The sequence below is a fragment of the Halorubrum sp. SD690R genome (genome assembly GCF_005435035.1).
Lineage (GTDB): Archaea > Halobacteriota > Halobacteria > Halobacteriales > Haloferacaceae > Halorubrum > Halorubrum ezzemoulense.
Genome location: NZ_SGTV01000001.1, coordinates 62,623 through 83,881 on the forward strand (window position 1 = coordinate 62,623; position 21,259 = coordinate 83,881).

Genomic DNA, 21,259 nt, shown 5'->3' on the forward strand with positions numbered 1-21,259 from the left:
GCCGTGAGGAGCGCGTGCGAGGGAGTCGGCCGACCGCAGGGAGGCCGACGAGGCTGGGGAGGCGTGAGGTGCGGTTGCGGCGTGGGGCGGGACTCGAAGGGGCAGTCGCGAGGCCGCCGTAGGCGACGCAAGCGCCGGAACGAGGGAGCGGAGCGACCGAGTGAGGAGCACAGCGAGCGTACTGCGGCCTCGCGACTGGGGCTTTGGAGGTGTTCACCGCCAAGTCACCGAAGGCGTCCACGATCGACCCGCCGACCGCGTCGGGCGGGTGGTCGTCGTCTCGCGCGATCCGACGATTTGAAACGCTCACCTCGGCAACCGTCTCGTAATGAGTCTCGTCGTTACCGACACCCTGGAAGACGAGCGCGTCGAGTTCACGGCCGACGGCGACATCACGCTGTACGTCTGCGGCCTGACGGTGTCGGACGACCCGCACCTCGGGCACGCCCGCCTGTGGTTCCACGCGGACGTGCTCCACCGGTGGCTCGAACACCTCGGCTACGACGTACGCCACGTCGAGAACGTCACCGACGTCAACGAGAAGATCACGGCCCGCGTCGGCGAGCGCGACGACTGGACCGAGGAACGCGACGTGGCCGAGGCGTTCACCGCCACGACGTTCGACGCGATGCGCGGACTCAACCTCAGGCGGGCGGAGGTGTACCCCCGCGTCACCGAGCACGTGCCGGAGATCGTCGACCTCGTCGAGACCCTGATCGAGGAGGGGTACGCCTACGAGTCGAACGGCTCCGTCTACTTCGACGTGACCCGCTTCGACGAGTACGGGAAGCTCTCGAATCAGGAGTTAGACGCGCTCGAAGCGCAGGGCGAGCCGGACGAGCGCTCGGAGAAGCGGAATCCGGCCGACTTCGCGCTGTGGAAGGCCGACGGCGTGAGCGAGACCGCGGCGCGCGAACACGCGAAACACGACCACGGCGCGGAGACCCCCGAGGGCGAGACGTGGGCGTCGCCGTGGAGCGAGGGGCGACCCGGGTGGCACGTGGAGTGCTCGGCGATGTCGACGACGCACCTCGGGGACACTCTCGACATCCACATGGGCGGGCGCGACCTCGTCTTCCCGCACCACGAGAACGAGATCGCGCAGTCCGAGGCGGCGACCGGCGAGGCGTTCGCGCGCCACTGGCTCCACGTCGGCCTGCTGGAGATGGACGGCGAGAAGATGTCCTCGTCGATCGGCAACTTCTGGACCGTGCCGGACGCCCTCGACGAACTCGGCGTCAACGTCGTCCGCACGTTCTACGCCGGCGCCGCCTACCGCTCCGAGCAGGCGCTCACCGAGGAGACGATCGCGGAGGCCGAGGAGCGCTGGGAGCGGCTCTCCCGCACGTACGACCGCGCCGTCGAGGCGCTCGACTCGACCGAGGCCCGAGCGAAAGCCGAAGACGACGACCTCCGCGAGGCGGTTGCGACCGCGCGCGACGACTTCGCGACCGCGATGAACGACGACCTCAACCTCCGGGAGGCGACCGCGGCGCTCCTCGATCTCACCGACGCGGTGAACCGGCACGTGGACGCGGTCGACGAGGGGGACGATGACGGGAACGGGACCCGTGACGCAGACGCCGCCTACGACTACCGGGGCCTCCGCGAGGCGGTCGAGACGTTCGAAGAGCTCGGCGGCGACGTGTTGGGCCTCCAGTTCGAGTCGCCGAGCGACGGCGACGTCGACCTCGCCGGCGAGCTGGTCGAACTCGTGTTGGACGTCCGCGAGGCCGAGCGCGAGGCGGGCAACTACGAGCGCGCGGACGAGCTCCGCGACGCGCTCGGCGAAGTCGGCGTCGAGATCGAGGACGGCCCGGACGGCGCGACGTACCGGTTCGAGTAATACGGAACCGCGCGTTTCACCGGAGGGATCGTCAGTGTGGCGATAGCGGTGGGTGGCTCGGTCGCTCGTATATAAACAGCTGCCGACGGAACCGCGGATAACGTCTCCAAAGCCCCAGTCGTGAGGGCTCGCGCGGCTCGCTGTGTTCCTCGGTCGGTCGCTACCGCCCCTTCGCTGCGGTGTCGCCGGTGGCTTCGCCGCCGGCTTCCCGCGGCGCGTAGCGCCCCGCTACTTGCGTCTCCGTGCTTCGCACTCAGGGCTGCCCCTTTGAGTCCCGCACCGCACAGCACCGCACCTCGCGCCTCCCCAGCCTCGTCGCTGGCGCCCTCCGCTTCGCTCCGGGAGCCAGCGACTCCAACGAGGGACCTTCGGTCCCTCTGGCAGTCGGCGCGTGGCGCCGGCGACTTCGCACGCGCTCCTCACGGCCGCCGCAGGCGGCCGCTCGGAGGCGCGCGCCACCGTACCGCCGCGTTCATCGATAAATAGTCGTCACCGTTAGGTCTGGTCGTTTAAATAACGGAGCAACGGGTCGCAGTCTTCCGAAGTTCAGGTCTCAGTCGAGCACGTGCTCGGTGTCGTACGATCCGAGCACCTTCACCCATCCCTTGTCCGCGATGGTCTCGACGTCGTCGACCGCCTTCGCCATGTGGTCCTCGTAGAGCCCGGCGTCCACGTCGAAGTGGAACAGGTAGTCGCCGAGGCGCTCGCCGCTCGGGCGCGACTCGATCCGCGAGAGGTTGAGGTTGCGGTCGGCGAACGCCTCCAGCAGCTCCAGCAGGAGGCCGGGGTAGTTCGCGTTCGGGTAGACGATCAGCGTGGTCTTCCCGCCGGCGTCGGCCCTCGCGGACTCGGGCGCGACGACGAGGAACCGCGTCGCGTTCGACGTCCGGTCCTGGATGTCTTCCGCGAGGATAGAGAGGTCGGCGCCGGCGTTGTCCGGGTGCCCGATCCCGGCGACGCGGGCGTCCTCCCGGGCGCGCTCGACGCCGCGGGCCGTGGAAGCGACCGCTTCGAGGCCGGCGTCCGGGTAGTTCGACTCCAGCCAGTTGCGACACTGCGCGAGCGCCTGCGAGTGGCTCGCGACGACCTCGAACGAGTCGTCCTGCGAGAGGAGGGCGTGGCGGATTGGCGTGACGACCTCGCGGGTGACGGACACGTCATAGTCGGCGAGCGCGTCGAGGCTCTCCGTGACCGACCCCTCGATGCTGTTCTCGATGGGGACGACGCCGCGCTCGAACTCGCCGTCCGCGACGGCGTCGACGATTGCGGTGACCGATTCGCGGAACGACACCTCGGCGGCGACGGCGCGCGCGGCGCGGTGCGAGTACGTGCCGGCGGGACCCAACGTGACGGCGTTCATTGCCCCACCGTTTCAGGGGAGCCGAAAAAAGCCTGCGGGGCGCGGCGATGTTTCCGGTGCGTCCGATCGGGGTCGGGCTACGGAGCCGGTCACTCCTCGGCCGATTCGGTCGGCGCGCCGCCGAGGTTCCCCTCGTCGTCGAACAGCTTGGCGCGGAGGAAGCGCGCCCGGTACCGGTTCGCCCCCTCCTTCGTGTCCGCCTCGCGGATCTCGTCGGTCCGGCCGTCCGCGACCGCGTCGATGATGTCCTCGACCTGCTCCTTCTCGCTCGGGGTCAGGTCGAACTCGTACGTCCGCGGCTGCTCGCTCTCCAGTCGCGTCCACTTCCGCGCGGCCGACACCACGACTGAACACGGCTCGCGGCAGGGGAACGCGCCGTCGCCGCCGTCGACGTCGAGGTCCGTCTCGTCGTCGTACTGCCACTCGCGGCGCTTGAGACACTGCGAGTCGTCGCAACAGGCCTCCGCCACCCAGTTGACGTGCTCGTACCCCTCGCCGCGGTCCCACGTCTTCACGACGCCGTAGATGCCCGACTGGCGCTCCATCGTCTCGCGCCAGTGAGTCACGTCGAGCTCCCCCTCGCGCTCGCGGTGCCAGTTGGCGACGGTCGCGGGGTAGATCGTCTCGACCGCCTCGTAGAGGTCGCGCGGGCCGAGGTCGGGGAACGCCCAGCCGCCAGCGAGCGACGGGGCCGTCTTGAGCGGGCGGTACCGCCCCTGTTCGTCGAACGTCACCAGATCGCGGGCGTTGAGCGGGTCGTCGTACGCGTCCAGATCGTCGACCGGAACGCCGGCGTCGTCGGCGTGGCGCACGTCGTAGCGGCGCTCCCCGCGGTCGGTGACCGTCGCCGTGATCTTCAGTTCGCCCCACGCGCGTTCGATGCCCTCGGCGAGCGCGGCGTACCGGGTCGCGACGGTATCGCCGTCCGCGTCCTCGATCCAGCGGAGGAACGCGCGACGCGGCCCGAACTCGCCGACGACGCGCTCGAAGGTGTACCAGTCGGTGACGGCCGCGGCGCGCTCGGAGAGCGCCTCGTGGAGCTCGCGCTCGCTCAGCCCGACCGGGCGGTCGCCGTCGGCGAGGACGTACTCGCCGGGGGCGTCCTCGACGGGAGCGTCCTCGTCGTCTTCGTCGGCGCCGCGCGCCACGCTGAACCCCTCGAACCGGACGGGCTCCCCCGGCTCGCGGTCGGCGAGCGCGTCGAGGACCGCGTCGAACGCCTCGCTCGGGAGGTCGATCTCTGGCGCGTCGGGCTCGCTACCGGCGTCTTCGGATCCGTCGTCGGCCGCGTCAGCCTCCGCGGAGGTCGGGTCGCTCACGCTCAGTCCCCCGTGGCGACGCGGGTAGTCTCTCGCACGTCGTCGAGCGCCGTCCCAAGGTCGGCGCCGGCGTCGTCGGCGCGCTCTAAGACCACGTCGGCCATGAGTGGCTCCGTTCCCACCGCGCCCGCGTACCAGATCCGCGTGCCGTCGACCGTCTCGGGCACGTCGTATCCCTCGGTGTGGTCCTCACAGAGGCCCACGTCCTCCGGGATGTCCTCCTGCGTGTGGTAGCCGTCGGCGATGAAGAGGGGAACTAAGACGACGTCGTCGCTCTCGAAGTGCTCGGGGAGGTCGTCGACCTCCGGGTCCTCGTCCATGTACAGCGGCTTCACCTCGTCGAATCGGTCGCGCTCGGCGATCCGGTCGGCGTGGTACTCGATCGCCTTCGCCGAGTTCTCGTTGCGCTCGGTGCCGTGGCCGACGACCGCGAGGCCGAACCCGTCGCCCACGTCGGCGTCGTTCGTCACGGACTCCGCGCGGCGGACGATCACGTCGGTCATCGCGCGGTGGGTCCCCACCGGCCCGCAGTAGTGGACCTCCTTGTCGATGTCCTCGGCGACGAGCGTCGCCTGGTCCGCCGAGAGGCCGTCGGAGTCCCACTCCGAGACGTCCCAGCCGGCGAGGCGGAGCTCGCGGGGGATCACCTGCTCGGTGAAGTAGCCCTCCGAAATGAACAGCGGGACGACGTACACCTCGTCGCCCTCGACGGTGCGGAGCACCTCTCGGAAGTGCGGCTCCTCCTTCCAGAAGCCGGTGCGGACCTCGTCGAAGGCACCGGTGGCGCGGATCGTGTCGGCGTGGTCGTACGTCGGCGCGCTCGACTCGGGGTTGAGGTGCGAGCCGTGCGCGACGATGACGAGCGACTGCATACCCGTACTGGGGCCGCGCCGCTCTTAGGGACTTCGGAGGCTGCGGGAGTGCGAAAACGGTGCGACGCCGGGGTTCGGGGTCGACCCGCAAAGCGGCGTCGACCGCGCGACAGGCCGGAGCCGTCGTTGACCGCGCGTCAGGTCGAGTCGGTCGTCGGCACCGCGTCGAGCGCGGCCTCGACGATCCGGACCGCGTCCGGACCGTCGCGCCACCCGACGACGCAGACGAGCGTATTCTCCGCGACGCCGGCGGCCGGGACCTCGATGTCCCGAACGGCCAACCGGCGGAGCGACGCCCCGAGCGCCGCGGCGTCGACATCGCCGGTCGCGACGATCGCCGTGCGGTCGCCCTCCGGAGCGACGGCCGCGTCGCCGACGCGGAGGAGCGGCTCGCCGGCGTCGCCCTCGGCCGCGCCGTCGGCCGCCGAGAGCCCGACCCCGCTGCGCATCGAGACGGTCGTCCCTCGCGATTCCGTCGCGTACGCGGGCAGGTCCTCGCGGAAGCGCCGGAGAGCGGCCGCGACCGCGTCCGGCTCGCCGTCGAGGGCGGCGGCCTCGGCGAGCCACGCGGCCGCGGCGCTGTAGTTCAGGAGGCCGGCGCGGAGCGCGTCGAAGACGAACGGCCGCGAGCGGACGGCCTCGCGGGTGTCGGCTGCCAGCGACATGGACCGACTTGCGCGCGCGTCGATCAAGCCGGTTTCGATCGCCGCGTCGTCAGGGCCGGTCCGGCGTCGTCCGCGGGGGCCGGCGGTCCCGCGCGGTCAGTCGTCGTCCTCGGCGAGGCTCGCCGACGCGGGCGGCACCGGGTCGGACTCCGGCCGGGGATCGTCCGCGGCGACCGGCTCGTCGGACCGCGACAGCCAGCGCAGGAACCCGCCCATGGCGACGAGACAGACGAGCGCGAACGGGGCGCCCGTGACGATCACCGACGACCGGAGCGCGGTCGCGCCGCCGACGACCACGAGCACGGAGGCGATCGCACCCTGGAGGATCCCCCAGAAGACCCGGTTCGCGCCCGACGGCTTCCGGCTGCCGCCGGTCGTGAGCATGCCGACCGCGAGCGTCGAGGAGTCGGCGGAGGTGAGGAAGAACGTCGTCACCAGCACTAAGAACAGCAGCTGCCACAGCTCGCCGCCGGGGAACGCCCCGAAGATGACGTAGCCGGAGACGCCGTCGCCGAACTCGCCGACCGCGCCGAGCACGTCGGCCGCGCCGGACTGCTGGATCCGGATCGACGTCCCCCCGACGACGGTGAACCACAGCGCCGAGACCGCGGTCATCGTCCCGAAGGCGGTGCTGACCACCGACCGGATCGTCCGGCCGCGGGAGATCCGCGCGAGGAACAGCCCGACGAACGGCGCCCACGCGATCCACCACGACCAGTAGAAGACGGTCCACGCCGCCGTCCAGCTCGCGCCGCCCTCCACGCCGCTCCCCGTGAACAGGCTCATCTCGAAGAAGGAGGTCGCGTACGTGCCGAGCGCCGCCACGCCGATGTTCAACACGTCGACCGTCGGCCCGGCGAGGAGCGCCACGCCGAGGAGCAGGGCCATGACCGCGATGTTGAACACGGACAGCCGTCGGATGCCGCGGCTCACGCCCGCGACGAGCGAGAGCGTGAAGAGGACGGTGATGCCGACGATGACGGCGACCGTCTCGGCGTCGCCGAACGCGACTCCGGTCCGGAACGTGACGCCGGTGAGCAGCTGGGTGGCGATGAAGCCGAGCCCGGTCGCGATCCCGCCGATGGTGGCGACGACAGCGAGGGTGTCGACCGTCCGGGCGACGAGGCCGTCGAGCCGGTCGGGGCCGAGGACGGGATACAGCGCGGTGGAGACGCGGAACGGAGCGTCGTGTCGGTAGGCGAAGTACGCGACCGGAATGCCGATCGCGAGGTACCCGCCCCAGGCGCTGACGCCGTAGTGGAAGACCGTGTACGCGACCGCGGGCACCGCCGCCGCGCTCGACTCCGCGGCCACCTCGCCCGCGAATAGCGGCGGGACGGTCTGGTAGTGTAACAGCGCCTCCACGGGACCGAAGAAGACGATGCCGGCCGACAGCCCGGCCGAGAAGAACATCGCCACGTACGACGCCGTCCCGTACTCGGGGTCGCCCTCGCCGAGGCGAACGCGTCCGTAGCGACTGACGAGGAGGTAGCCGGCGGCCCCGACCAGCGCGAGCACCGTGCCGAGGTAGAGCCACGCGAGCCCCTGGCCGAACGTGACGAACGCCGCGTCGATCGCGGCGGCGGCGCCTTCCGTGTCGGCCGCCGTGTACGCGAGGAACGCGAACGTTGCCAGCGCGCCGGCGGCGAAGGGCACGGGATCGACCTCGGATCTGAACGAGCGTATCGACTCGACGACGGAGCGTCCATTCATAAACGAGTGGGTATCGATCAGCAGGGCCTCAACCGGCTTAAACCTGTTTCTGAGTGCGTGTACGTCCGTTTTCGTCCGCGCACCGTGGTCGGAAATCGACGGCGGACCGTCACCGTCGTCGGCCGCGCCGATCCGGCGGCGCGCGGGCGGCAGAGATTCGTGTTGCCAGCCCGTATCCGCGGCCGTGAACCACGTCCCGAACGAGGCGCTGGCCGCGATCGACGCGTTCGGCGAGGGGCACCTCCGCGGCGACCCGCCGCCGGTCCGCGAGCGGCTGCGCTCGGACCTCCGGGTCCGGATCGAGGTCAACGACGACGGGCGAACGGCGCGGTGTCGGTTCGAGACGGAGTACACCCGGACGCCGCCGACGCTCCGCGACCGGGATTCGTTCCTCGTCACGTATGTGGACGGCGTCGACGAGCGCCTCCGCGAGTGGGGGATCGAGCCCCCGCCGGCGTACGAGTACCGCGAGACCGTCGACGACACGCACCGGTACGAGGGGACGCTGACGCTGCCGTGACGCCGCGGTCCCGAAGCGCGGAACCGCGAGTCGGAATGTATGCCGGCGTCGGCCGGACGGAACGGTGTGCTGCTCACGACCGCCTTCGTCCTCCACGTGATCTCCGGCGCGCTGTGGACCGGTGCGACGCTGTACGTCGTCTACGCGACCCTGCCGCGGGCGACCGACGGGACGCTCGGCCGCGAGGCGTTCGTCGACGCCGCGTTGCTCGCCGGCGGGGTTCCGGGGTGACGCGGCGGCGAGAGCGAGATATATAAACGGCGTCGGATAGCCGAATTCGTCCCACCAGAGATCAATGCTAACTCTCCGCACGATCCGGGAAAGAACGGTCCGGTGTCGTGCGGTTTTCGACGGCGGCTCCCGACGGCGTCCGTCCGTGTCCGTCCGGCCGTCAACGAGACATTTATATAGAATCACAATCAATCAAACGCTGTATGAGTCAGCGAATGCAGCAGGGTCAGCCGATGATCATCATGGGCGATGACGCCCAGCGCGTCCAGGACAAGGACGCACAGGAGTACAACATCTCCGCGGCGCGCGGCGTCGCCGAGTCCGTCCGGTCGACGCTCGGACCGAAGGGGATGGACAAGATGCTCGTCAACTCGATGGGCGACGTCACCATCACCAACGACGGCGTCACCATCCTCCAGGAGATGGACATCGACAACCCGACCGCCGAGATGGTCGTCGAGGTCGCCGAGACCCAGGAGGACGAGGCCGGCGACGGGACGACCAGCGCGGTCGCCATCGCGGGCGAGCTGCTGAAGAACGCCGAGGACCTGCTTGAACAGGACATCCACCCGACAGCGGTGATCAAGGGGTTCAACCTCGCGAGCGAGTACGCCCGCGAGCAGGTCGACGAGGTCGCGACCGCGGTTGACCCCGACGACACGGAGACGCTCCAGAACGTCGCCGAGACGTCCATGACCGGCAAGGGCGCCGAGCTCGACAAGGACGTGCTCGCCGACCTTGTCGTCCGCGCCGTACAGGGCGTCACGGTCGAGGCCGACGACGGCTCCCACGTGGTCGACCTGGCGAACCTGAACATCGAGACGCGCACCGGTCGCGCGGCGGGCGAGTCCCGCCTGCTCACCGGTGCGGCGATCGACAAGGACCCGGTCCACGACGACATGCCGACCGACTTCGAGTCGGCGAACGTCCTGCTCCTCAACGACCCGATCGAGGTCGAGGAGGCCGACGTGGACACCTCCGTCAACGTCGACTCGCCGGACCAGCTCCAGAAGTTCCTCGATCAGGAGGAGGAGCAGCTCCGCGAGAAGGTCGACCAGATCGTCGACTCCGGCGCCGACGTCGTCTTCTGTCAGAAGGGCATCGACGACCTCGCGCAGCACTACCTCGCCAAGGAGGGCGTGCTGGCGGTCCGCCGCACGAAGAAGTCCGACCTGACGTTCCTGAAGAACGTCCTCGGCGCGCCGATCGTCACCGACCTCGACTCCCTCACCGCGGACGACCTCGCGGTCGGCTCGGTCGAGCGCGACGGCGACGAGGAGCTGTTCTACGTCGAGGGCGAGGACGCCCACGGCGTCACGCTCCTCCTGTACGGCACGACCGACCACGTTGTCGACGAGCTCGAGCGCGGCATCCAAGACGCGCTCGACGTGGTCTCGACGACCGTCTCCGACGGGCGCACGCTGCCCGGCGGCGGCGCGGTCGAGGTCGAGATCGCGCGCCGCCTGCGCGACTACGCCGACTCCGTCGAGGGGCGCGAGCAGCTCGCGGTCGAGGCGTTCGCCGACTCCCTCGAACTGATCCCGCGCGTGCTCGCCGAGAACGCGGGCCTCGACGCGATCGACCTGCTGGTCGACCTCCGCGCGGCCCACGAGGCGGGCGACCAGCACGCCGGGCTCGACGTGTTCGCCGGCGAGGTCGTCGACACGGCCGAGGCGGGCGTCGTCGAGACGGCCCACGCGAAGGAGCAGGCGATCGCCTCCGCGGCCGAGGCGGCGAACCTGGTCCTGAAAATCGACGACATCATTTCGGCGGGCGACCTCTCGACGGCGGGCGGCGACGACGAGGGCGGCGCCCCCGGCGGCGGCATGGGCGGCATGGGCGGCATGGGCGGCGCGATGTGAAGTCGGTCGAGAACTGACTTCCACCGTTCCCACCGTTTCGTCCGACGAACGCTCCGTTTTCCCCCGTTTCAACCGAGACCAGCCGAACGGCCGCCGAAGTCGGCTGGCGAGGGGCCGATCCCCGCCCGCTCGCCTTTTGCCCGCCCGTGCGCGCCGCGCACATCGGCGGCCGCACCTCTTTACGGATCCGCGCCCTACGGGGGGGCGATGGCAGATCTCACGCTCTACGAGCTCGAAGGCTGTCCGTACTGCGCGAAGGTGAAGACGAAGCTGTCCGACCTCGGCTTGGAGTACGACTCGATCATGGTCCCGCGCTCGCACAGCGACCGCACCGAGGTCGAGGAGGTCTCCGGACAGACCGGCGTGCCCGTCCTCGTCGACGAGGAGCACGGGATCGAGGGGATGCCCGAGAGCGACGACATCGTCGAGTACCTCGAAGAGACGTACGGCGGCGCGAGCTAACGCTCGGACGCGGGGACGCGAGCCACCGTCGAACGAGAGCCTATTTATTCGCCCGCGGCGAGGTGACCCGCGTGCGACTCGTACACCGTCCCGACGCGTCGGGCGACCGGACCGAGACCGTCCTGGCGAGCGACGTCGACGTCGCCCGCTCGACGCTCGAACAGGCCCGCGGGCTGATGTTCCGGCGGTCGGTCCCCGACGACTACGCCCTCGTCTTCCCCTTCGACGAGCCCGAGACGCAGTGGCTCCACATGCTGTTCGTGCCATTCGCGATCGACGCGGTGTGGCTCGTCGACGGCGAGGTGACGGCGGAGAAGCGGCTCGCGCCGTTCGTGGGACTGGGCCGCGGCCGCGCCGACACCGTCGTCGAGCTGCCGGCCGGCGCGGCGGAGTCGGTGACGGTGGGCGACGAGCTCCGGCTCGCGGAGTGAGGCGCGCGCCGTCTCGCGGAGTGGTGACCGCCGGAGTGACCTCGGCGTCGACGGGGCGACCGCGTCACCCCCGTCCGGCTCAGTCGTCCGGGCTGAACAGTTCGGTGTCGTCGATCGGCGGCGCATCGGCGACGCGCAGGGACAGCTCGATCCGGCTTCCGCCGGCCTTGCTCTCGGCGATGTCGAGGCTCCCGCCGCCGGCGGTGGCGATCCAGTTCACGTACCAGAGCCCGAGCCCGCTCGCGTGTTCGAGCGGCGTCTCTTCGCCGGTGAGGACGGCGCGCTCGGCCGGGGGGATCCCCGGCCCGTCGTCCGCGACGACGAGGGAGGCCCACGACTCGCTCGGGAGCTCCGCGGCCGAGACCCGGACCCGCGGCTCGTCGGCGTCGTTGTGGCGGATCGCGTTGTCGACGAGCTCGGTGATCGCCTCCGGGAGGAACGCGACCGCCGAGACGACGATGTCGTCCGGGATGTCGACATCGACGGTGGCCCCGTCGAGGACCGCCGGGTCGACCGATTCGAGGGCGGCGTCGACCGCGGGCGCGAGCGCGATCGGTCGCGCCGACGGGCGCTGGGAGAGCAGCCGCTCGACCTTGCGAGAGGTCTCGCCGAGGCGCAACAGCCGCTCGGCGGTGGCGACGACCCGTTCGAGCTGCTCGGTGAGCTCGGGGTCGTCGACGGCCTCGATGGCCTGTCCGGTGAACCCTGTGACCACGTTGAGGTCGTTCCGGAAGTTGTGCCGCAGCACGCGCGTCAACACGGCGAGCCGCTCCTCCCTGAGGGACGCCTCGGTGACGTCCTCGCCGACGCCGACGGCCCCCACGACGCGGTCGCCGTCGGTCACCGGACCGACGGAGAGCCGATAGGGGACGCGTTCGCCGGAGCGGGTGAGGAGGCGCGCCTCGCGGGAGACCGCCTCGCCGTCGCGATACACCCGAGTGAGGGCCTCGCTGATCGCGTCGCGTGTCGCCTCGTCGAACAGCGACGTGAGCGCCCGTCCGGAGAGCGCGTCGGGTGCGTACCCCGTGTCGGCCGCGAGCTCGTCGTTCCACCGCGAGAGCGTTCCCTCCTCGGTACAGCGGAACAGCGCGAGCGGGACGGTGTCGGCGAGCGCGTCGACCAGTCGGCGCTCGGTGTCCCGCTCGGACTCGGCGGCGACGCGGGCGGTGGCGTCGGAGAGTCCGACGACCAGCCACTCGGACCCGGCGATCGTCGCCGTGTGGAGCGCCGCGTCGACCCGGAGCCTCGGATCGCCGAGACGGAGGTCCCACTCGAACCGCTCGGCCGCGTCGGTCGCGCCGTCGGAGCCGGGCGTCTGGGAGGCCGCCGCGGCGGCGACGTCAGCGATCGGCTCGCCGGAGACGGTGACGTCGGTCTCGCCGAGGTCCGGGAGGCCCATCAGCGTCAGCGTGCCGCGGTCGTGGCCGACGAGGTCGGCCGCCGGCGCGTTCGCGGCGCGGACGGCCAGCGTGTCCGGATCGCAGGCGAGCGTCGGGGTCGGAACCGCCTCGACGAAGGCTCGGAGGATCCCCGACGGAGCGGCGTCGCCGCTCGACGGCGATCGGTCCTCGGCCGACGAGTCCGGGTCGCGGTCACCCATCTGTCGGTAATCGAGACACTCCGCGCATATGTGTTTGTGGATTTATGAATTGCGGCGGAATCGAACCGAGCGCGGCGCGCCGGCGGTCAGTCCGCTCTGGCCTGCCAGTCGCGAACGGTGTCGGGCCCAACACCGTCGACGTCGGCCGCCAGACTGTCGGGATCGGCGGACTTGAGCTCGTCGACGCCGTCGACGCCGGCGTCTTTCAGCTTCGCGGCGGTCTTCTCGCCGATCCCCTCGACGGCTTGGAGCTCCGACCCCTCCTGCCGGGCCGTGAACTCGCGGTAGTTACAGATCGGACAGCCCAACTCCCACGGCTCGTCGCCGGAGTGGACGCGGAGGTGCGGGAGGTCGTGTTCCTCGCAGGTCTCGTCGGTGACCTCGATCTCGCCGCGCCGGGGGAGCGGCAGCGAGTAGTCGCAGTCGGGGTAGCGCGTACAGCCCACAAGCCGCGAGCCGGAGCGGAGCCGCTTGACCGCGAGCTCGCCCCCGTGTTCCGCCCCGCAGTCGGGACACGTCCCGATCACCTCGTCCTCCTGCTCGTCGGCCTCGTCCGCCTTACACTGCGGGCAGCCGTGGACGAACGTCTTCCGGCCGGCGAGCATCTTCACGTGACGGAGGTCGTGTTCGTCGCAGGTCTCGTCCAAGAGGAGCGGCTTTCCGGTCGACGGGAGCGGGAGGGTGTACTCGCAGTCGGGATAGCCGTCGCAGCCGACGAAGTACGACCCCTGCCGCGACTTGCGGACAAGGAGATCGGACCCGCACTCCGGACACGGGCCGAGGGTCTTGTCCGCCTTCAGCGAGGTCTGGAGGTGGTCGCCGACCGCCTCGCGGGAGTCGGTGAGGTCGTCGAACACGCGCGAGAGCAGCTCGCGGGACTCCGCGGTCACCTCGTCGTACTCCTTCTCGCCGGCCGCGATGGCCGCCATGTCCTGTTCGAGCTGGGCGGTCATCTCCTCGCTCACGATCCGGTCGGCGAACTCCTCCGCGGCCTCGACGACCGCCTCGGCGAGCCGCGTCGGGCGGGGCGGGTCGCTCTCGACGTAGTTGCGGTCGTACAGCTTCTCGATCGTGCGGTGCCGGGTCGCCTTCGTGCCGAGCTGCCGCTTCTCCATCTCCTCGATGAGCCGGGACTGCCCGTAGCGGCGCGGGGGTTGGGTCTCCTTCCCCTCGGTGGAACGGTCCGACAGCGACAGCGTCTCGCCGACCTCGACGTCCGGGACGATCCGCTCGTCGCTGGAGCGGTACGGATACACCTCGTGATAGCCCGCCTCCAGCAGCCGCTTCCCGTTGGCCTTCAGCCGCAGCCCGCCGTCGGCGGCGAGGTCGGCCGGCTCCGCCGCGTCGTCGGTGTCGCGGAGCGCGGCGAGCCCGTCGGCGCCCGCGGCGATCGACGTCGCCTCGCCGTTCGCGAGCGCGACCACGCGCAACCGCTCCCACGTCGCGGGGTCGGCGCAGGTCGCCAGGAACCGGCGGACGATCAGCTCGTACACCTCCCACTCGTCGTCCGAGAGGTCGGCGGCGGCGGGCAGCTCACCCGTGGGGTGGATCGGCGGGTGGTCCGTCGTCTCCTCGTCGCCCTCGGTCGGTTCGATCTCGCGGTCCTCGTCGAGCAGACTCGCGGCGTCCTCGCCGAATGTCGGCGAGTCGCCGAGGTCCGCGATCAGCTCCTCGGGCTCCAAGTCCTCCGGGTACACCGTGTTGTCGGTCCGCGGGTAGGTGACGTAGCCGGCCGTGTAGAGGTCCTCCGCGAGCGACATGGCGCGCTGCGCGGAGTAGCCGAGCGACCCCGCGGCGCGGATGAACGCGGTGGTGTTGAACGGCGTCGGCGGGTCGTCGGTCTGTGTCCGCCGGGTGACGTCGTCGACGGTCGCCCCGTCGGCCGCGTCGAGCGCCTCGGTGAGCGTCTCCGCGACCGCCTCGTCCCAGACGCGCTCGCGCTCGTTGCCCTCGTCGTTCAGGTAGAAGTAGCGCGCCTCGAACGGGTCGCCGCTCGACTTCGCCAGCTCGCCCGTCAGCTCCCAGTACGACTCGGGGTCGAACGCCTGGATCTCCCGCTCGCGGTCGACGATCAGCTTGAGGGTCGGCCCCTGGACCCGACCGACGGAGATGAAGTCGTCTCCAAGCTGGCGCGCGGACAGCGAGAGGAACCGGGTGAGCGCCGCGCCCCACGTGAGGTCGATTGTCTGTCGCGCCTCGCCCGCGGCCGCCAGCTCAAAGTCGAGGTCGTCGGGGTTCGCGAACGCCTCCTGCACCTCGTTCTCCGTGATCGAGGAGAAGCGGACGCGGTCGACGGGCACGTCCTCGTTCACCTCGCGGACGAGCTCGTACGCCTCCTTGCCGATCAGTTCGCCCTCGCGGTCGTAGTCGGTCGCGATGACGACCCGCGAGGCGTTGCGGGCGAGCCGGCGGAGCGCGGCGACGATCCCCTCCTGCGTCGGCGTCTTTGTGACGGGCGCGTCGATGAGTTCGACCGGCTCCACGTCGCGCCAGTCGTTGTACTCGGCGGGGAAGTCGACGCCGACGACGTGGCCGGAGAGCCCGATACACCGCTTGCCGCCCCACTCGTAGACGTTGACGTCGTTCATCCGCTCCGCGGTCGCGGACTCGCCGCTCAGGATGTCGGCGATACGCCGCGCCGCGTTGTCTTTCTCCGTGATGATTAGTTCGGGGCCGCGACTCATTGCGGCGAGATACGCCGCTCCCGGGTCTAAAGCTTTCGCGACGCGAAATCAGCGGCAGGCGAGGGGTCAAACGACCGGTGAGAAGGGACCGGGACGCGACCGGTCACCGGGCCGCGTCGTCGGACTCGGCGAGGAACTCCGCGTCTGTCGCCTCCCCGTACGGTTCCGGCGGTTCGTCGTCCGCGTCGAGTTCGCGCCGTGCGAGGTGGTTCTCGAGTTGGCGGCGCTTGTTCCTCCCTTTCCGCTCGCGACCCGATTTCGTGTCTGGCATCGTCACCCGTGTCAACAATACCCACACATATGAATCTTGTGTCGGTGTGCGGACGTGTCGAGGCGGGCCGAACCGGACGCTTTCGAAGCAGATTCGGCCGACAGCAGCGGTGTGATAATCAAACACCCACTATATGTGCCAGAGGCTCTCACGAGTTAGTTGCGGTGGCGCGTGCCGACGAGCGCCCGGGGGGCGCGATGTCGCACGCGCGAGGGACGCGGTGAGCGACGGGCGACCGAAGGGAGCCCGGGGTGAACCGCGAGGCTGTGGCGGTGTGAGGTGCGGTGCTGTGTGGTCGCGGCCGCCCTTGTGGAGGTAATTGTCGGCGAGCAATAGGTGTCTGCGTAGAGCCGAGCGGCTGGGGCTTTGGAGGTGATCGTCGCGGCCAGACCCGCCCGTCGCTGTCGCTTCTCGCTCGTTATTGCGACAGTGGAGCGCCAGGAGAGGGATTTGAACCTCAGTCGTTCCGCTCGCTCCGCTCGCTTCACTCCCTGGTTCAAATCCCTCCGTCAGGCTTTTCGACGAACGGGTCGCTTCGCTCGCCGTGTCGTTCGTCGAAAACGCCAGGAGAGGGATTTGAACCCCCGATCCCGGATGGGAACACGCTTTCCAGGCGTGCGCCTTACCACTCGGCCATCCTGGCTCACTCCGTGCTACTCCGGTGCGACTGTTAAGTCCTTCTTTTCGCTCGCAGTCGGGCCTCGGCGAGGTAGGAGAGACCGGCCGACGCGGCCGCGACCCCGAGCGCGACGAGCGCCAGTCCGCCGATCCCGACCGGCAGCGACCCGGGGCCGACGAGCCGGTACCCCTGCGCGAGCACGAGGAAGGCGAACCCGCCGACGGCGCCCCACAGCGCCGCGGACCGCAGGCGAGCGCGCGGCGTGGCCGGGGCGCCGGGCGCGCGGCCGCCGCCGCCGGAACCGGAGGGGTCGTCCCGGTCCGTCTCGGCCCCGCGCCCGCCCTCGCCGTCAGACATCTACTCGACGACGGCGACGGCCTCGATCTCGACGCCGGCCCCCTTGGGGAGCGCGCCCGCTTGGACCGCCGAGCGGGCGGGAGGCGACTCGTCAAAGTAGTCGGCGTACGTCTCGTTCATCTCGTCGAAGTCGTCGATGTCGGCGAGGAACACCGTCGTCTTGAGCACGTCCTCGGGCCCGGCCCCCGCCTCGTCGAGCACCGCGAGGAGGTTGTCCAGCGCCTGCTCCGTCTGGTCCGCGATCGACGCGTCGGCGAGGAGTTCGCCGTCGGGCGTCAGGGGGATCTGCCCGGCCGTGAACACGAGGTCGCCGTCCGTCGTCGCCTGGCTGTACGCGCCCACCGCCGCCGGGGCGTCGTCCGTGTGGATCGTCTCCTTCATGCGGGTGCGCCTTCGACCGGCGGCCTCAAGAGTACTCTGGAGCGGTCCGCCGACGGGCCCGTCGGAGCGCGGCCGGTGGACCCACCGTCAGACACAAGACTCCGGGATGGTAACATGACACGTATGACGGGTGATCAGCTCGTGCCCCTCGCCGCGATATTCGTCGGCGTGGCGGCGCTCAACCTCGCGGTGACGTGGCTGCTCGTCCGCCGGAACCGCGACCCCGCGGAGCTCTTCGGCTCGGTCGCGGCCCGTTCGTCGGAGCCCGACGGCGACGGGGAAGCGGCCGGTTCGGCGGTCGCGCGCGACCGCGGCGCGGCCGGGGGTCCGACGGACGAGTCAGCCGACGCCGGTGACCCGCCGCCGCTCGACGCCGACGGGGAGACGGTCGTCTGCCGGCACTGCGGCGCTGAGAACCGCGCCGGCTACCGGTACTGCCGGTGGTGCGTGCGGTCGGGATTCGTCGACGACGGCGCCGGCGTCACCGCGGGAACAGCGATGACCGACCGGTCGCTATAAGCTGTCGCGACGGGCGCCCCGACGGCGACGACGAGGAACGGGCTACGTAGACGGCGTCGATCCGGAGTGGACCGCTCAGGCCGCGTCGATCCGACAGCCAGCGGCGTAGTCGATCCCGTCAAGCGTGTCGATTCCGTCGTCGCCGCACACCGGGCAGTCCGGGTTACGCGCGTACGGGACCGTCTCGAACGAGAGGTCCATGGCATCGTAAAACAGCATGCGACCGACGAGCGGGTCGCCGACGTCTATGATCAGTTTCACCGCCTCCGTCGCCTGGAGGCATCCGACCGTCCCGGGGAGGACGCCGAGGACGCCGGTGCTGGCGCAGTCCGGTACCGTTCCCGGCTCCGGCGGCTCCGGGAACAGACAGCGGTAGCAGGGGCCGTCGGGCGAGAGCGTCGTCACCTGCCCCTCGAACTTGTAGATGGCGCCGTGCGAGACGGGGACGCCCTCGATTCGGGCGGCGTCGTTCACCACGTACCGGGTTGCGAAGTTGTCCGAGCAGTCGACGACGACATCGTAGTCCGAGATCAGTTCGCGGGCGTTGCCCGCGTCGAGTCGCAGGTGGTGGCGCTCGACATCCACGTCGGGGTTAAGATCGGCGACGAAGTCGGCGGCCGAGTCGACCTTCTGGCGTCCCACGTCGCCGTCGCCGTGGATGACCTGTCGCTGGAGGTTCGAGCGCTCGACGGCGTCGTCGTCGGCGATCCCGATCGCGCCGACGCCCGCCGCCGCGAGGTACTGGACGACGGGCGCGCCGAGCCCGCCCGCGCCGACGACGAGGACGCGGGCGTCGAGCAGTCGCTTCTGCCCCTCCGGACCGACGCCGTCCAAGATGACGTGTCTGGAGTAGCGGTCGAGTTGGGTCGCGTCGAGCGAGAGGCTCATGTCCGTGACCTGTGCGGGCGCAGATATAATCGTGTTCCCGGCGGCGACAAAGACGCGGCGCGGCCGACACTCGCTCCGTCGGCGACGGCTCTGGACCCGACGCCGACGCTTACTCCCCCGACGCGGTCACGGCGTCGGTCATCCAACAGTCGTCGACGCTGCCCAGCGAACTGTTCGTGGTCGCGCTCCCGCCGCCGACCCGGACGAGGCGGAACTCGTAGCGCCCGGTCACGGTGCCGTCCTCGCGCGTGACGACTTCGACCGCGGCGGTCCCGTCGGCGGTCTCCGGCACCGAGTACTCCGCGGTATCGTACGTGAGCATCGGGCCGTACCGGGCGGTCTCGAACAGCTCGACGTACTCGCCGACGGGTCCGACGACCTGCCTGTTCTCCGGCGACGCGAACGCCCGGAGGGTCCGGATGCCGTCGTTCGTCGCGTTGTCGTTGTACCGGAGCGCGTTCATCTGGATCTGGACGACCTGAAGCGCGGACCGCTCGCAGGTCGGGGACAACGCCGTGTTCCGCGCGGCCTCACCGGTCGGGTCGCCGTCGGCGGCCGACACGGTGTTCCCGCCGTCCGAGTCCGTGCCGCTCGCGTCGCCGCCGTCGTCCGTCGACCCTCCCACGTCGGACGGCGAGTCGATCGCCCCGTCGTCGCCGGCGATCACGCCCGGCCCGCCGATCCCGGCGGCGCCGGCGGCGAACCCGGCCCCGGCCGCCGCGACGAGGAGCGCGACGACCGCGATCGCGGCGACGACGGTCCGGCGGGACGGTCGATCGCTCGCGGCGTCGGCGGTCGAACCGTCGCCCGGCTCACCGCTCTGGGGTGGATCGGGGTTGGAGTCGCTCGGCCGGTCGTCAGCTCGCGACGCGCCGGGCGAGTCGGCGACGTTCCGATCGGTGCGATCGGCGTCGCTGCGGCCTACCGGTCCCGACGCGCCGGCGGCCGTCGCCCCGCCGGCGGGATCACTCGCGTCGCCATCGCCCGAAGCGTCGTCGCCGCTCGCGCTGTCGACGGTCCGGACATCGTCGGTCGCCTCGTCGTCGGTGGCTAGCGATCCGTCGCCGGAATCGGTCGTAGCGCCGGCCTCGGGAGCGACCGCGTCGTACGATGCGGACCGAACGGGGACACCGAGAATCCGGTCCGCGATCTCGTCCGCCGCCGCCGGCGGGACGGCGTACAGGAGCCGCCGTCGGAGGTCCGCCGGAGAGACGACCGTCGAGTCGTCGAGCGTCCCGTCGTCAAGCAGTGAGTCGCTCGCGACGACGACGGCGTCGGCCGGGCCGTCGGGGACGCGGCCGTCGGCGGCCGAGGCGACGAGCAGTTCGGTCCGCTGGTCCCCGTTTCGCACGGTCACTCGGGGCGGATCGGCGTCGGCCGCGTCGGCGGTCGCCGCGTACGCGTCGGCGACGAGCGTCGCGAGCGCGTCCGTGTCGAGCGACCTGAGCGCGGTCGCGAACGCGTCGGGCGGAATCGGGGTGGTCCCGGTCACGTGGCGATCGCCATGACTACAGTTGGTATGTGACGCGGTATCTTTGCTCTTGCGCCGCCGGCGTCCGGGGCGCGACGGCGGAGAGCGTCGGGAGCGTTAGACGACGAGCCCGTCGGGGGACGGGGGCGACGAGCGGCGCGTCCGCTCGGCGACGCGGTCGGTGAAAAACGAGAACCGAACGTCGACGGCGGCGTTACTTGCCCTGCCGGTCGTTCGAGGTGACGCTCGGGCGCGTCTTCTCGGTGCCCTTGCCGCGCTTGCGCTGGCCGCGGCCCTTGGTACCGGCGGAGGTGAGCCCGCGGTACGCGCGACCCTTGTGGTCGTCCGAGCAGATCCAGTTCAGGTCGTCGTCGTTCTCGATTGCGGGGTGGGCGGGGTCCACGAGGATGACCTCGTGCCACTTCTGCGAGCCGTCCTCACCGACCCAGTAGGAGTTGAGCACGCGGAGGTTGCGGTACTTCCGCGAGGCGCGCTCCTCGGCGATGCGCTGGATCGACTTGCGCCGCGAGACGCGGTTGACGCCCTGGCGCTTCGAGCGGCGGCCGGCCTTGAAGCGCTGCTTGCGCGAACCGCCCTTGCGGACGCTCACGCGGGCGACGATGACGCCCTGCTTGGCCTTGTAGCCCAGCTCGCGGGCCTTGTCCAGCCGGGTGGGGCGCTCGATGCGCTCGATGGCGCCCTGGTCGCGCCACTCCTGTTTGCGCTGCCACTGCAGCTCAGCTAGTTTCCCCTCCTTGGGGGACCGCCACGCCTCCTTGATGTGCGAGTAGAAGCTTCGTGCCATTGTTGTCCGCGGACGGTTGCGATTCAGCCGCGAGGGGCCACATGTCGTCTCGTCCCGGGGCGCGCGGCGGTCGGTCCGACCGCGGCCCCGGCGGCGAGTGCCCGCTGTGTCCGCACCAGCGAGTTGGCGGAAATATCCGCGGTTCACTCTTAACCGCTTCGCTCCGCGGGTCGCGTGGGTTGCGGTCGCACGGGTTCGGCGAGACGTTCGGTCCGAACTGACGGGCGAGATATTCGGTCGGGACGCACAGTCGACGGGCGCGGTCGGAACGCTCGAACCGGCCGCCGCTCGTCGATCGATTAAAGTTCAATTGTATCGATGAACCGCTAGTGGTACACATCGACGCCGCGCCGGCGGCACGCGGGCGCGACGGAGGGAGGTAC

19 protein-coding genes, 1 tRNA gene and 1 pseudogene are annotated in these 21,259 nt (G+C 70.7%); 7 read left to right on the forward strand and 14 right to left on the reverse strand.

Annotation, left to right across the window (positions count from 1 at the left end):
• Nucleotides 1-328 precede the first annotated feature (328 nt).
• The gene (cysS, locus tag EXE41_RS00345) at nt 329-1,846 is read left to right on the forward strand and encodes a cysteine--tRNA ligase (RefSeq protein WP_137689991.1); all 1,518 of its coding nucleotides are present in this window, start codon (nt 329-331) and stop codon (nt 1,844-1,846) included.
• A gap of 553 nt (nt 1,847-2,399) precedes the next feature.
• Here the strand turns inward: cysS and pheA are convergent.
• The 5 genes from pheA to EXE41_RS00370 form a co-directional block, all read right to left on the reverse strand.
• Nucleotides 2,400-3,206, reverse strand: coding sequence for a prephenate dehydratase (gene pheA, locus EXE41_RS00350; protein ID WP_137689992.1), 807 nt, complete (start codon nt 3,204-3,206; stop codon nt 2,400-2,402).
• An 89-nt stretch (nt 3,207-3,295) separates the two neighbouring features.
• On the reverse strand, nt 3,296-4,525 hold the full coding sequence (locus EXE41_RS00355; RefSeq protein ID WP_137689993.1) for a DR2241 family protein: 1,230 nt from the start codon (nt 4,523-4,525) through the stop codon (nt 3,296-3,298).
• 2 nt (nt 4,526-4,527) lie between these two features.
• Nucleotides 4,528-5,397, reverse strand: coding sequence for a CbiX/SirB N-terminal domain-containing protein (locus EXE41_RS00360; protein WP_049931428.1), 870 nt, complete (start codon nt 5,395-5,397; stop codon nt 4,528-4,530).
• A gap of 137 nt (nt 5,398-5,534) precedes the next feature.
• Nucleotides 5,535-6,062 (reverse strand): hypothetical protein, encoded by a 528-nt coding sequence (locus tag EXE41_RS00365; protein ID WP_137689994.1) that lies wholly within the window; start codon nt 6,060-6,062, stop codon nt 5,535-5,537.
• 96 nt (nt 6,063-6,158) lie between these two features.
• A complete protein-coding gene (locus EXE41_RS00370) occupies nt 6,159-7,775 on the reverse strand; it encodes a BCCT family transporter (RefSeq protein ID WP_137689995.1) in 1,617 nt (538 codons plus the stop codon).
• Nucleotides 7,776-7,959: 184 nt separating this feature from the next.
• Here EXE41_RS00370 and EXE41_RS00375 point away from each other — a divergent pair, with 184 nt between their 5' ends.
• From EXE41_RS00375 to EXE41_RS00395, 5 genes and pseudogenes are all read left to right on the forward strand, one after another.
• A complete protein-coding gene (locus EXE41_RS00375; protein ID WP_086219664.1) occupies nt 7,960-8,295 on the forward strand; it encodes a hypothetical protein in 336 nt (111 codons plus the stop codon).
• A gap of 66 nt (nt 8,296-8,361) precedes the next feature.
• Nucleotides 8,362-8,499 (forward strand): annotated as a pseudogene (locus EXE41_RS00380) (copper resistance protein CopD); the annotation flags it as partial.
• Nucleotides 8,500-8,741: 242 nt separating this feature from the next.
• Nucleotides 8,742-10,388 carry a thermosome subunit beta gene (gene thsB / locus EXE41_RS00385; protein WP_049931518.1) on the forward strand — a complete coding sequence of 549 codons (1,647 nt, stop codon included), beginning with the start codon at nt 8,742-8,744 and terminating at the stop codon, nt 10,386-10,388.
• A 207-nt stretch (nt 10,389-10,595) separates the two neighbouring features.
• The gene (locus EXE41_RS00390) at nt 10,596-10,850 is read left to right on the forward strand and encodes a glutathione S-transferase N-terminal domain-containing protein (RefSeq protein ID WP_049931424.1); all 255 of its coding nucleotides are present in this window, start codon (nt 10,596-10,598) and stop codon (nt 10,848-10,850) included.
• Nucleotides 10,851-10,912: 62 nt separating this feature from the next.
• Nucleotides 10,913-11,281 carry a DUF192 domain-containing protein gene (locus EXE41_RS00395; RefSeq protein WP_086219665.1) on the forward strand — a complete coding sequence of 123 codons (369 nt, stop codon included), beginning with the start codon at nt 10,913-10,915 and terminating at the stop codon, nt 11,279-11,281.
• A 79-nt stretch (nt 11,282-11,360) separates the two neighbouring features.
• Here EXE41_RS00395 and EXE41_RS00400 read toward each other — a convergent pair whose 3' ends face one another.
• From EXE41_RS00400 to EXE41_RS00420, 6 genes are all read right to left on the reverse strand, one after another.
• Complete coding sequence (locus EXE41_RS00400) at nt 11,361-12,881, reverse strand: PAS domain S-box protein (RefSeq protein WP_049931422.1); 1,521 nt, start codon at nt 12,879-12,881, stop codon at nt 11,361-11,363.
• A gap of 86 nt (nt 12,882-12,967) precedes the next feature.
• Entirely contained in the window at nt 12,968-15,565 is a 2,598-nt protein-coding gene (locus EXE41_RS00405) for a DNA topoisomerase (protein WP_137689996.1), read from the reverse strand.
• Nucleotides 15,566-15,668: 103 nt separating this feature from the next.
• Nucleotides 15,669-15,836 (reverse strand): hypothetical protein, encoded by a 168-nt coding sequence (locus EXE41_RS19155; protein ID WP_167373069.1) that lies wholly within the window; start codon nt 15,834-15,836, stop codon nt 15,669-15,671.
• Between the two features lie 561 nt (nt 15,837-16,397).
• A tRNA-Ser gene (locus tag EXE41_RS00410) sits at nt 16,398-16,479 on the reverse strand.
• Between the two features lie 27 nt (nt 16,480-16,506).
• Nucleotides 16,507-16,812: a hypothetical protein gene (locus EXE41_RS00415; RefSeq protein WP_086216841.1), complete on the reverse strand. Its 306-nt coding sequence runs from the start codon at nt 16,810-16,812 to the stop codon at nt 16,507-16,509.
• Nucleotides 16,813-17,193: a Rid family detoxifying hydrolase gene (locus EXE41_RS00420; protein ID WP_049931419.1), complete on the reverse strand. Its 381-nt coding sequence runs from the start codon at nt 17,191-17,193 to the stop codon at nt 16,813-16,815.
• A 123-nt stretch (nt 17,194-17,316) separates the two neighbouring features.
• Between EXE41_RS00420 and EXE41_RS00425 the strand changes: the two genes are divergently transcribed.
• Nucleotides 17,317-17,712: a zinc ribbon domain-containing protein gene (locus tag EXE41_RS00425; protein ID WP_137689997.1), complete on the forward strand. Its 396-nt coding sequence runs from the start codon at nt 17,317-17,319 to the stop codon at nt 17,710-17,712.
• Nucleotides 17,713-17,787: 75 nt separating this feature from the next.
• On the opposite strand, the gene EXE41_RS00430 is transcribed toward EXE41_RS00425, so the two are convergent.
• The 3 genes from EXE41_RS00430 to EXE41_RS00440 all read right to left on the reverse strand — a co-directional run bounded on the left by EXE41_RS00430 (nt 17,788) and on the right by EXE41_RS00440 (nt 20,876).
• Nucleotides 17,788-18,600, reverse strand: a complete 813-nt coding sequence (locus EXE41_RS00430; RefSeq protein WP_086216838.1) for a molybdopterin-synthase adenylyltransferase MoeB — start codon at nt 18,598-18,600, stop codon at nt 17,788-17,790.
• A 109-nt stretch (nt 18,601-18,709) separates the two neighbouring features.
• Nucleotides 18,710-20,092 carry a hypothetical protein gene (locus EXE41_RS00435; RefSeq protein WP_137689998.1) on the reverse strand — a complete coding sequence of 461 codons (1,383 nt, stop codon included), beginning with the start codon at nt 20,090-20,092 and terminating at the stop codon, nt 18,710-18,712.
• Nucleotides 20,093-20,285: 193 nt separating this feature from the next.
• Entirely contained in the window at nt 20,286-20,876 is a 591-nt protein-coding gene (locus tag EXE41_RS00440; RefSeq protein ID WP_049931415.1) for a 50S ribosomal protein L15e, read from the reverse strand.
• Nucleotides 20,877-21,259: the final 383 nt, after the last annotated feature.

Coding starts and splice junctions, on each gene's coding strand:
- cysS (WP_137689991.1), top strand. CDS start 329: ATGAGTCTCGTCGTTACCGACACCCTGGAAGACGAGCGCGTCGAGTTC.
- thsB (WP_049931518.1), top strand. CDS start 8,742: ATGCAGCAGGGTCAGCCGATGATCATCATGGGCGATGACGCCCAGCGC.
- EXE41_RS00390 (WP_049931424.1), top strand. CDS start 10,596: ATGGCAGATCTCACGCTCTACGAGCTCGAAGGCTGTCCGTACTGCGCG.
- EXE41_RS00430 (WP_086216838.1), bottom strand. CDS start 18,600: ATGAGCCTCTCGCTCGACGCGACCCAACTCGACCGCTACTCCAGACAC.
- EXE41_RS00365 (WP_137689994.1), bottom strand. CDS start 6,062: ATGTCGCTGGCAGCCGACACCCGCGAGGCCGTCCGCTCGCGGCCGTTC.
- pheA (WP_137689992.1), bottom strand. CDS start 3,206: ATGAACGCCGTCACGTTGGGTCCCGCCGGCACGTACTCGCACCGCGCC.
- EXE41_RS00370 (WP_137689995.1), bottom strand. CDS start 7,775: ATGAATGGACGCTCCGTCGTCGAGTCGATACGCTCGTTCAGATCCGAG.
- EXE41_RS00440 (WP_049931415.1), bottom strand. CDS start 20,876: ATGGCACGAAGCTTCTACTCGCACATCAAGGAGGCGTGGCGGTCCCCC.
- EXE41_RS00420 (WP_049931419.1), bottom strand. CDS start 17,193: ATGAAGGAGACGATCCACACGGACGACGCCCCGGCGGCGGTGGGCGCG.
- EXE41_RS00425 (WP_137689997.1), top strand. CDS start 17,317: ATGACGGGTGATCAGCTCGTGCCCCTCGCCGCGATATTCGTCGGCGTG.
- EXE41_RS00400 (WP_049931422.1), bottom strand. CDS start 12,881: ATGGGTGACCGCGACCCGGACTCGTCGGCCGAGGACCGATCGCCGTCG.
- EXE41_RS00360 (WP_049931428.1), bottom strand. CDS start 5,397: ATGCAGTCGCTCGTCATCGTCGCGCACGGCTCGCACCTCAACCCCGAG.
- EXE41_RS19155 (WP_167373069.1), bottom strand. CDS start 15,836: ATGCCAGACACGAAATCGGGTCGCGAGCGGAAAGGGAGGAACAAGCGC.
- EXE41_RS00405 (WP_137689996.1), bottom strand. CDS start 15,565: ATGAGTCGCGGCCCCGAACTAATCATCACGGAGAAAGACAACGCGGCG.
- EXE41_RS00415 (WP_086216841.1), bottom strand. CDS start 16,812: ATGTCTGACGGCGAGGGCGGGCGCGGGGCCGAGACGGACCGGGACGAC.